Raw genomic sequence first — 9631 nt, forward strand, 5'->3', positions numbered from 1 at the left:
TGCGGGCGACCCTGGACCGATGACCGCTGCATCGCGGGGACCGCGAGCGACGGGCATCGATGTGCAGGGCGGACAGGGCTCGAACCTGCAACCTGCGGTTTTGGAGACCGCTGCTCTACCAATTGAGCCACCGCCCTATGGATGCCGTTGCGAGCATCCGAGGAGGAGGCGAACCCCGCTGCACCCTCCGCCGACCCTGTCGGGCGCGGTGAAGACTGGCAGAGTTCGACTACCTCGGACGAGTGTACGTGGACCCGAGAGGAGTGTCCAGCCGGGCCGCGCCGCCCGGATGCGCCCCCTCGCGCGCAGAGGATACGCTGGCGCTCGTGTCTGCTCCCACGCGCGTCTCCGCCCGAATCTCCGCCATCGCCGAGTCCGCGACCCTCAAGGTCGACGCCAAGGCGAAGGCCCTCCAGGCGCAGGGACGCCCCGTCATCTCCTACGCGGCGGGCGAGCCCGACTTCCTCACCCCCGAGCACATCGTCGAGGCCGCGTCCGCCGCGGTGCTCGATCCCAAGAACTACCGCTACACCCCCGCGGCGGGTCTCCCCGACCTCCGCGCGGCGATCGCCGAGAAGACCGCGCGCGACTCCGGATGGGCGGTCGAGCCCTCGCAGGTCGTCGTCACCAACGGCGGCAAGCAGGCCGTCTACCAGGCCTTCCAGACCCTCCTCGACGACGGCGACGAGGTCCTCGTGCCGACCCCCTACTGGACCACCTACCCCGAGGCGATCAAGCTCGCGGGCGGCGTGCAGGTCGACGTCTTCGCGGGTGCCGACCAGGGCTACCTCGTCACCGTCGAGCAGCTCGAGGCGGCCCGCACCGAGCGCTCCAAGGTGCTGCTCTTCGTCTCGCCCTCCAACCCCACCGGCGCCGTCTACTCCGCCGAGCAGACCCGCGCGATCGGCGAGTGGGCGCAGGAGCACGGCCTCTGGGTGATCGCCGACGAGATCTACCAGAACCTGGTCTACGCGGTCGACGGGCAGGACGACGCCGGTCCCCTCGAGCGCGCCACCTCGATCGTGGAGGCCGTGCCGGAGCTGCGCGACCGCACGATCCTCGTCAACGGAGTCGCCAAGACCTACGCGATGACCGGCTGGCGCGTCGGATGGATGGTCGGCCCGGCCGACGCCATCGCCGGCGCCTCGAACCTGCAGTCGCACCTCTCGAGCAACGTCTCCAACATCTCGCAGCGGGCCGCGATCGCCGCGCTCACCGGCCCGCAGGAGCCGGCCGAGGAGATGCGCCTCGCGTTCGACCGCCGCCGCCGCACCATCGTGGCCGAGCTGAACGCGATCGACGGAGTCGAGTGCCCCACCCCCGGTGGCGCGTTCTACGTGTACCCGGACGTCCGCGGACTGCTGAACCGCGAGTGGGACGGCGTGACGCCGACCACCTCGCTCGAGCTCGCCGACCTGATCCTCGAGAAGGCCGAGGTCGCGACCGTGCCCGGCGAGGCCTTCGGCCCCAGCGGCTACCTGCGCCTCTCCTACGCCCTCGGCGACGACGCGCTGCTCGAGGGCGTGCAGCGGCTGCAGAAGCTGTTCCGGTGAGCTTTCCGCCTCTCTCCTCCTTCGTCGTCGATCGGCCGCAGTCGGCTTCGCGAAACGGGAACTCATGCAGAGCGTCCTGCGTCCGCCTACGGCGATCCGCTGACACGCGGATCACCTGTTCGGCGGTGCCGGTCCGCCTCTCTCCTCCTCCGTCGCCGATCGGCCGCAGTCGGCCCTCCGAGGCGGGCACGTTCCGCAGAGCGAGTCGCGTCCGCCTACGGCGATCCGCTGACACGCGGATCACCTGTTTGGCGGTGCCGGTCCCGCCTCTCTCCTCCTCCGTCGTCGATCGGCCGCAGTCGGCGGCGCTGAGACGCCTCTCTCCTCCTCCGTCGTCGATCGGCCGCAGTCGGCCCTCCGAGGCGGGCACGTTCCGCAGAGCGAGTCGCGTCCGCCGACGGCGATCCGCTGACACGCGGATCACCTGTTCGGCTCGGCGGCGCTGCGCTCGCCAGTGACGGTCAGGATCCTGCTGCTGGCGGGCGGCCTGCTGGTCGAGTAGCCCCGCAGGGGCGTATCGAGACCCGCGTCCGCCCGCAGATCCGCGCTGCGGCCCGGCCTCCTGGCGTCGGTGGATCTCCACACGCCCGCTGCAGCGGGCTGCTCGATCAGCACGCTGCAGCCGCACCCACATGGTGACTTCTCCCCGCTGACCCGTCGGGCGGTGCGGTGATGCAGAACGTCAGCCGAGAGGGGGGTCGGCCGCGACCGTGGCCGAGCCAGCTCTCGGCTGAGGTCGCGCTCGGGAGCACCGCGCCCGGCTCGCGTCGCGGCGACAGCACGGCGGCGACTGCGCGAAGTGCGGGGTCAGCGCAAGTGGTGGGCGGAAGCGGAGCCGGCGCTGTCGCTCGGGCGCGCGACAGGGCACGCTGGTGCGATGACCCCCGACGCCGCAGTCCGTGTCCGCGATCTGCGGAAGGACTACGGCGGTGCGCCCGCCCTGACCGGGATCTCGTTCGACATCCACCGCGGCGAGACCTTCGCCCTGCTGGGGCCCAACGGCGCCGGCAAGTCGACGACGATCGAGATCCTCGAGGGCTACCGCGACCGCTCCGACGGCGAGGCCTCGGTGCTCGGGGTGGATCCCCGTCACGGCGACCTCGCCTGGAAGTCGCGCCTGGGCATCGTGCTGCAGTCCAGCGGAGAATCCGGCAATGCGACGGTGCGCGAGCAGATCGCGCACTTCGCGAGCCTCTACCCCCGTCCGCGCGACGTCGACGAGACGATCGAGGCCGTGGGGCTCACCGCCAAGGCGCGCTCGCGCATCGGCAAGCTCTCGGGCGGCCAGCGCCGCCGCGTCGACGTCGCCCTCGGCATCATCGGACGCCCCGAGCTGGTGTTCCTGGACGAGCCGACGACCGGCTTCGATCCGGAGGCGCGGCACTCGTTCTGGGACCTCGTCGCGCTGCTGAAGAGCGAGGGCACCACGATCCTCCTGACCACGCACTACCTCGACGAGGCCGCCCGACTCGGCGACCGCGCCGCGGTCATCGCCGGTGGGCGCCTGCTGGCGATCGGCCCGGTCGGCGAGATCGGCGGCGACGAGGCGCGCGTCCCGATCGTGCAGTGGGAGGAGTCGGGGGTCGTGCACCGCGTGCGCACGACCGAGCCGGCGCGCTTCGTCGCCGAGCTCTGCGCCCGGCTGGGCGAGCCCCCGGCGCTCGAGGTGCTGCGGCCCAGCCTCGAGGACATCTACCTCGACCTCATCCGGGACGACCGGGCCGGCGACGGCGACATCGCTCTCGACGTGATCGGAGAGACCGTATGAGCACCGCGGTCCAGGCCCCTCCCCGCGCCCGGCTGCGCACCGGTCCCGGCCGCACCCTGCGGCTGGGCGCCGCGCGCGCCCGCTACGAGGTGCGCTCGTACTTCCGGGCCCCCGACCAGGTCTTCTTCACCTTCCTCTTCCCCGTGCTGCTGCTCACGATCTTCTCGGTCGCGTTCGGAGAGAACGCGGTCATGCAGTCCGATCCGCAGGACCCGGGCATCACGATGGCCGAGTACTACGTCCCGGGGCTCGCCGCCGCGGGCATCCTGCTCTCGGGCGTGCAGAACCTCGGCGTCGACATCGCGGTCGAGCGCAGCGACGGGACGCTCAAGCGCCTCGCCGGGGCCCCGCTGCCGGTGCTGAGCTACTTCCTCGGCAAGTTCGGCCAGGTGCTCGTCACGAGCCTCGCGCAGACGGCGCTGCTCCTGGTCGTCGCCGCCACGGTCTTCTCGGTGCAGCTGCCGACCGACAGCGGGCGATGGGCCACGTTCGCCTGGGTCTACCTCGCCGGAGTCGCCACCTCGGCGATCCTGGGCATCGCGGTGTCGGCGCTCCCCCGCTCGGGCAAGAGCGCCACCGCGGTCATCGTGCCGCCGCTCCTGGTCCTGCAGTTCGTCTCGGGCTCGTACCTCTCGTTCACGACGCTGCCCGACTGGCTGCAGAGCATCGCGAGCGTGTTCCCGCTCAAGTGGATCGCGCAGGGCATGCGCGCCGTGTTCCTGCCGTCGGACTTCGAGAAGCTCGAGGTGGACGGCGCCTGGGATCTGGGCGGAGTCGCGATCGTCCTCGGCGTCTGGCTCGTGCTGGGCCTGATCGCGAGCCGGCTCACCTTCCGCTGGATCCGGCGCGACGCCTGATCCGGCCCGACCTCCGACCCGGCGCCTGATCCAGCGCGACTTCCGGTCGCGCGCGACCTCCGATCCGGCGTCCCCGTCGCGCGCCGCCGCGTCAGACGCTGGTGCCGACCACCACGGGCTCGGGGTGCAGCAGCACGCCGAACTCGGCCAGGACGCGGCCCTGCACGTAGCGGGCGAGCTCCGCGATCTCCTCGGCACGGGCGCCGCCGCGGTTCGTCAGGGCCAGCGTGTGCTTGCTCGAGACGGCGGCCCGCGACCCCGGCAGCGCGAAGCCGCGGGTGATCCCCGAGTGCTCGATCAGCCAGGCCGCGCTGAGCTTCACGAGGGCGTCGGGGGCTGCGGGTGCCGGCAGCCCGAGGGGCGCGCCCGCGGCGACGGCGTCCAGAGGAGTGACGACATCGGCCTCGGCGGAGGGCTCGACGGGCCAGCGCGGGGCCGTCGGCGGCAGACCGGAGGCGGCGGCTCGGGTCACGATGGGGTTCGTGAAGAAGGACCCCGCGCTGGCGGTGTCCGGATCGTCGGCGTCGAGGACCATGCCCTTCGAGGAGCGCAGGCGCAGCACGGTCGCGCGCACCCGGTCCAGCGCGACCCGGTCGCCGAGCTCGACACCGAGGGCCGACGCCAGCTGCGCGTAGGCGATCGGCGCGCCGACGCCGTCGGTCTCCTCGAGGGCGAACTCGACGGCGAGGACCGCCCCGCGGCGCCCCTGCTTGAGGACCGAGGTGCGGTAGCCGAGCTCGAGCTCCGCGGCCGTGAGGCGCACGGGCTCCGACGCGCCCTCGTCGAGGAGGTCGACGGCGATCAGGGTGTCCGACAGCTCCTGGCCGTAGGCGCCGATGTTCTGCACCGGGGAGGCGCCGACGGTGCCGGGGATGCCGCTGAGCGCCTCGAGTCCGGTCCAGCCGCGCTCGACCGTGAGCGCCACGAGGCCGTCCCACGACTCGCCCGCCTGCACCCGCAGGTGCACCGCGCCGGGGCGGTCGGAGTCGAGCCGTTCCACTCCCGCCGTCCGCACGCGGATCACGGCGCCCTCGACGCCGTCGTCGCCGACGAGCAGGTTCGAGCCGCCGCCGACGAGCAGCCACGGCTCGTCGGCGGCCCAGAGCTCCTGCAGCACCGAGACGAGCTCGGCCGAGGTGGCGGGCTCGTAGTAGCGCTCGGGCGCGCCGCCGACGCGGAGGGTCGTCAGCTCGGAGAGGGAGGGCGCGGGCATGGGATCAGACGAGCGAGACGCGCGCCTGCGCCTTCCCGAGGACGGCCTGGCCGGCGACCGTGACGGTCAGGTCGATGCGCGCAGCTCCGGCGTCGGCGTCGAGCTCGCCGACCTTGGCGACGACGAGGACGTCGGCTCCCTCGCGGGGATCGACGACGATGGGACGGGTGAAGCGGACCCGGTAGTCGACGATGCGGCCGGGATCGCCGATCCAGTCGGCCACGACCTGCACGGCGGTGCCCATGGTGAGCATGCCGTGCGCGAGGACGCCGGGGAGACCCACCTCGGCCGCGACGTCGTCGCGGTAGTGGATCGCGTTGAAGTCGCCGGACGCGGCGGCGTAGCGGACGAGGACGTCGCGCGTGAAGTGGAAGCTCTCCTCGCCGACCACCTGCCCGACCTCGAGATCGGCCAGGACGGGCACCGCGGCGGTCACTCGTCGCCCCTGACGACGAGCGTGGAGATGCAGGTCACGACGTGCTCGCCGTGCGCATCCTCGACGGTGGACTCGAGGACGATCATCGAGTGCGGTCCGAGCTGCTTCACGCTGGCGACGGCGAGGGTCGCGGTGAGCTCGTCCCCGGCGACGATGGCGCGGGAGTGCGCGAAGCGCTGATCGCCGTGGACCACCCGGCTGTAGTCGATCCCGGCGTCCGGCTCGGCGAGCAGCTGCGCGACCGTCAGCTCCTGCATCACGACGGGGAAGGTGGGCGGCGCGATGACGTCGTCGTACCCGGCCAGGCGGGCGGCCTCGGGGTCGTGGTGGAGCGGTGAGGTGGCGGACACGGCGCGCGCGAACTCGCGCACCTTCTCGCGCCCCACCTGGTACGACGCGGTGGGCGCGAAGGCGCGACCGGTCAGTTCGGGGTTCACTGGCACCCGGACATCTTACGCGGTGGCTCGCGCGGGGCCCGGAGACCTCCCCCTCCTCCGGGTGGCACGCTGGTATGGCCATCGCGAAATACCCATGCGCGTATGGCTGACCCCCGACCCTTCTTCTCGGAAGCTGGCCAGCATGTCGACACCCCTCCCCGAACGAGACTGGGCCGAGTACGCCCGGGAGCTCGGAACGAACCTCCACCGCGCGCGCATGGCGAAGGGCGAGAGCCAGGAGCGGATCGCCCACGCCGCGGGACTCGCCGGCTACACCTACCAGAAGTTCGAGAAGGGCGAGTCCAAGCCCGGGTCTCCGGCGAACCCGCAGCTGAAGACGCTCTTCGCCCTCTGCGAGGCGCTGGACCTCGAGCTGAGCGACCTCCTGCCGCCGAACCCGCCCCGCGTCTCATCGCGCGGCCCGGCCTAGGAGCAGCGAGGCGTCGATCGCCCCGGCCAGGCGCGCCGCCCCGCTGAGGTCGAGATCGACCACCCCCAGGTCGTCCGCCTCGAGGCGGACCCGCACCTCGCCCGCCGGACCCGGCCGGCAGAGGGACACGTGCACGAGAAGCGCCTCCGGCCGGCCGAGCGGCCCCCGATCCGGCCACTGCACGAGCGGCACGCTGCTCGCCGCCGAGCGGTGCAGCCGCTCGGCGCGCCCTCCGATGTCGTCGTGCTCGCCCGCGCACCACTCCGGGCACCCGTCGTTCCGCTCGCCGTCCTGTCGTCCGTCCATGTTCCGCACCAATCGCTCGAGGCGCACATCACACCGGTCGGCACCGACATCGAGGAGGGCCCTCGGCCTCGTTCCGCTCGGGGGTGTGGACAGTCACCACCACCTCCCCCGCTGTGGAGGAGTGCCGACACTCTCCCATACGCAGGTGGGCATGCGATCGAGCCGTCGCCGATCGCGTCAGCGGTGCACGATCAACCAGGTCGCGACGGCGGTCGACTCCCCGCGGTTCACCATCCGGTGGGGCCGCTCGCACGGGAACGTGATCCCGTCACCGGCCGCGAGCACGACCGTCTCGTCCTCGAACTCCACCGTCAGCTCGCCGAGCGTCACCGTGCCCACCTCGAAGCCGTCGTGCCGGAGGAACCGGCGGTGCGCCGTCGAGGTCGACCCCGGCGGATAGGTCGACTCGAAGAAGTCGACCGCCTCGACCGAGCGGGGCGCGAGCCGACGGAACAGCACTCCGCCGTCGAGGGTCACCGGAGCGACCTCCCCCGCTCGCACGACCGCCGTCGCGACCGACGGGGGCGCCGGCTCGTCGAAGACGGCCGAGAGGGGCACGCCGAGCGCGCCGACGACCGCGATCAGGCGCCCGACCGAGGGCTGCATCGAGCCGCGCTCGATCTGCGAGACGGCGCTGGCCGAGATGCCGAGCTCCCGGGCGAGGGCGCGCAGCGACATGCCGGAGGCGAGCCGCAGCTCGCGCAGGCGCGCTCCGAGACGCTCGCGATCCGCTCCGGCGGCGAGGGCGCTCGCAGCGACCTGCACGGAATCGTCTGTCGGGACGGCGTCGGAGGGTCCGCCGGAGTCGGCCTCGGGGGCGTCGGTGAGCATCGGCGACCCTCCTCCGGCGATCGTCACACACCCGTAACGGAGCCGAAACGAGCCCGGGGGTGTCAAGCAATAGGTTCACATGCTGTGAAGCGACTGCTTCACAGCATCCACGCACAGCGCCTCACGCACTCCGCGGGGACGGCCGACCGCCTCGGTCCGCCACCACGACCACCCTGACACATCCGATCCGAGCCGGGCCCTCGCCCGGCCGCCCGAGAGGTGGATCCTCCATGACCGACCGCGCCACAGCATCCCGCACCGACCTGCCGCCCGTCGCCGCCGAGCTCCCCGCCGGCGCCGCCCTGATCAAGCCCGGCTACGACGACCGCCTGGCGAACGAGGACCTCGCCCCGCTGGTGAAGCAGCGCTGGTCGAGCTACAACATCTTCGCGTTCTGGATGTCGGACGTGCACAGCGTCGGCGGCTACGTCACCGCGGGATCCCTCTTCGCGCTCGGCCTCGCCGGCTGGCAGGTGCTCGTCGCCCTGGTCGTCGGCATCGTGATCGTGCAGATCTTCTGCAATCTCGTCGCCAAGCCGAGCCAGATCACCGGCGTTCCCTACCCGGTGATCAACCGGGCGATCTTCGGGATCCGCGGCGCGAACATCCCCGCGATCATCCGCGGCCTGATCGCGATCGCCTGGTACGGCGTCCAGACCTACCTGGCCGCGCAGTCGCTGAACATCGTGTTCCTCAAGTTCTTCCCCGACCTCGCCTCCTGGAACACCCCGGAGGCGTCCTTCCTCGGACTCTCCGCGCTGGGCTACCTCTCGTACGCGATCCTCTGGGTCGCCCAGGCCGCGCTGTTCTGGCGGGGCATGGAGTCGATCCGCCGCTTCATCGACTGGGCCGGCCCCGCCGTCTACGTGGTGATGCTGGTCCTGGCCGTCTACCTCGTGTCGCAGGCGGGCTGGGAGAACATCTCGCTGAACCTCGGTTCGGGCGAGGTCCTCGACTTCGCCGCGTCGCTGCCGGTCATGATCTCGGCCGTCGCGCTCGTCGTGTCCTACTTCTCGGGCCCCATGCTCAACTTCGGCGACTTCTCGCGCTACGCCCGAAGCTACGGCGCGGTGAAGAGGGGCAACCTGCTCGGACTCCCGATCAACTTCCTCTTCTTCTCGCTCCTCACGGTGATCACCGCCTCCGCGACGGTCCCCGTCTTCGGCGAGCTGATCACCGACCCGATCGAGACGGTCGAGCGGATCGACACCTGGTTCGCGGTCCTGCTCGGCGGGCTGACCTTCGTCATCGCGACGATCGGCATCAACATCGTCGCCAACTTCATCTCGCCCGCGTTCGACTTCTCGAACGTCAACCCGAAGAAGATCAGCTGGCGGATGGGCGGCATGATCGCCGCCGTCGGCTCGGTGCTGCTGACCCCGTGGAACTGGTACTCGAACGACACCGCGATCCACTACACGCTCGGCATCCTGGGAGCCCTCATCGGCCCGCTCTTCGGCGTGCTGATCGCCGGCTACTACCTGATCAGCCGCCAGCGAGTGTGGGTCGACGACCTGTACACGATGAGCGAGACGGGCCGCTACTGGTTCTCGAAGGGCTTCAACCCCAACGCCGTGTGGGCCACGGTCATCGGCGGAGTGCCGTCGGTCGCCTCGGTGCTCGTGCCCCGCTGGATCGCCGAGGCCGGCGGACCCTCCTTCACCTGGCTCGGCGACTACAGCTGGTTCCTCGGCTGCGGGCTCGGGTTCGTCGCCATGGCCCTGCTCGAGCGCCGCGCCCCGCGCATCGGGCGCCTCGAGGAGGACCTCGAGAACGTCAGCGACGGCAGCGCCGCCTGAT

Annotated in this window: 10 protein-coding genes and 1 tRNA gene; 5 read left to right on the forward strand and 6 right to left on the reverse strand. The window is 71.8% G+C overall.

Annotation, left to right across the window (positions count from 1 at the left end):
* Positions 1-64: 64 nt before the first annotated feature.
* A tRNA-Trp gene (locus tag NB037_RS07775) sits at positions 65-137 on the reverse strand.
* Positions 138-326: 189 nt separating this feature from the next.
* Between NB037_RS07775 and NB037_RS07780 the strand changes: the two genes are divergently transcribed.
* The 3 genes from NB037_RS07780 to NB037_RS07790 all read left to right on the forward strand — a co-directional run bounded on the left by NB037_RS07780 (position 327) and on the right by NB037_RS07790 (position 4178).
* On the forward strand, positions 327-1553 hold the full coding sequence (locus NB037_RS07780) for a pyridoxal phosphate-dependent aminotransferase (RefSeq protein ID WP_251944815.1): 1227 nt from the start codon (positions 327-329) through the stop codon (positions 1551-1553).
* 877 nt (positions 1554-2430) lie between these two features.
* Positions 2431-3321, forward strand: coding sequence for an ABC transporter ATP-binding protein (locus tag NB037_RS07785; RefSeq protein ID WP_251944818.1), 891 nt, complete (start codon positions 2431-2433; stop codon positions 3319-3321).
* Positions 3318-4178 (forward strand): ABC transporter permease, encoded by an 861-nt coding sequence (locus tag NB037_RS07790; protein WP_251944821.1) that lies wholly within the window; start codon positions 3318-3320, stop codon positions 4176-4178. The genes NB037_RS07785 and NB037_RS07790 overlap by 4 nt, the downstream gene beginning before the upstream one ends.
* 91 nt (positions 4179-4269) lie before the next feature.
* Here NB037_RS07790 and NB037_RS07795 read toward each other — a convergent pair whose 3' ends face one another.
* Genes NB037_RS07795 through NB037_RS07805 form a run of 3 tightly spaced genes read right to left on the reverse strand, consistent with a single transcriptional unit; the run spans position 4270 to position 6270 of the window.
* Positions 4270-5391, reverse strand: coding sequence for a UDP-N-acetylmuramate dehydrogenase (locus tag NB037_RS07795; protein WP_251944823.1), 1122 nt, complete (start codon positions 5389-5391; stop codon positions 4270-4272).
* A gap of 4 nt (positions 5392-5395) precedes the next feature.
* Positions 5396-5827, reverse strand: coding sequence for a MaoC/PaaZ C-terminal domain-containing protein (locus tag NB037_RS07800; protein WP_251944826.1), 432 nt, complete (start codon positions 5825-5827; stop codon positions 5396-5398).
* Entirely contained in the window at positions 5824-6270 is a 447-nt protein-coding gene (locus NB037_RS07805; protein ID WP_251944829.1) for a MaoC family dehydratase N-terminal domain-containing protein, read from the reverse strand. Before NB037_RS07805 ends, NB037_RS07800 begins: the two co-directional genes overlap by 4 nt.
* 136 nt (positions 6271-6406) lie before the next feature.
* Here NB037_RS07805 and NB037_RS07810 point away from each other — a divergent pair, with 136 nt between their 5' ends.
* Complete coding sequence (locus tag NB037_RS07810; protein WP_251944831.1) at positions 6407-6694, forward strand: helix-turn-helix domain-containing protein; 288 nt, start codon at positions 6407-6409, stop codon at positions 6692-6694.
* Here NB037_RS07810 and NB037_RS07815 read toward each other — a convergent pair.
* A complete protein-coding gene (locus tag NB037_RS07815; RefSeq protein WP_251944843.1) occupies positions 6674-7000 on the reverse strand; it encodes a DUF6907 domain-containing protein in 327 nt (108 codons plus the stop codon). The genes NB037_RS07810 and NB037_RS07815 overlap by 21 nt on opposite strands.
* A gap of 177 nt (positions 7001-7177) precedes the next feature.
* Positions 7178-7831 carry a helix-turn-helix domain-containing protein gene (locus tag NB037_RS07820; protein WP_251944833.1) on the reverse strand — a complete coding sequence of 218 codons (654 nt, stop codon included), beginning with the start codon at positions 7829-7831 and terminating at the stop codon, positions 7178-7180.
* A gap of 230 nt (positions 7832-8061) precedes the next feature.
* On the opposite strand from NB037_RS07820, the gene NB037_RS07825 reads away from it, so the two are divergent.
* Complete coding sequence (locus NB037_RS07825) at positions 8062-9630, forward strand: NCS1 family nucleobase:cation symporter-1 (RefSeq protein WP_251944835.1); 1569 nt, start codon at positions 8062-8064, stop codon at positions 9628-9630.
* The last annotated feature ends 1 nt before the right edge of the window (position 9631 follow it).

Source organism: Rathayibacter rubneri, from assembly GCF_023743255.1.
Classification (GTDB): domain Bacteria; phylum Actinomycetota; class Actinomycetes; order Actinomycetales; family Microbacteriaceae; genus Rathayibacter; species Rathayibacter rubneri.

Excerpts from the sequence above, each read along its gene's own strand:
- NB037_RS07785 (WP_251944818.1), top strand. The coding sequence starts at position 2,431 with ATGACCCCCGACGCCGCAGTCCGTGTCCGCGATCTGCGGAAGGACTAC.
- NB037_RS07790 (WP_251944821.1), top strand. The coding sequence starts at position 3,318 with ATGAGCACCGCGGTCCAGGCCCCTCCCCGCGCCCGGCTGCGCACCGGT.
- NB037_RS07795 (WP_251944823.1), bottom strand. The coding sequence starts at position 5,391 with ATGCCCGCGCCCTCCCTCTCCGAGCTGACGACCCTCCGCGTCGGCGGC.
- NB037_RS07810 (WP_251944831.1), top strand. The coding sequence starts at position 6,407 with ATGTCGACACCCCTCCCCGAACGAGACTGGGCCGAGTACGCCCGGGAG.
- NB037_RS07815 (WP_251944843.1), bottom strand. The coding sequence starts at position 7,000 with ATGGACGGACGACAGGACGGCGAGCGGAACGACGGGTGCCCGGAGTGG.
- NB037_RS07820 (WP_251944833.1), bottom strand. The coding sequence starts at position 7,831 with ATGCTCACCGACGCCCCCGAGGCCGACTCCGGCGGACCCTCCGACGCC.
- NB037_RS07825 (WP_251944835.1), top strand. The coding sequence starts at position 8,062 with ATGACCGACCGCGCCACAGCATCCCGCACCGACCTGCCGCCCGTCGCC.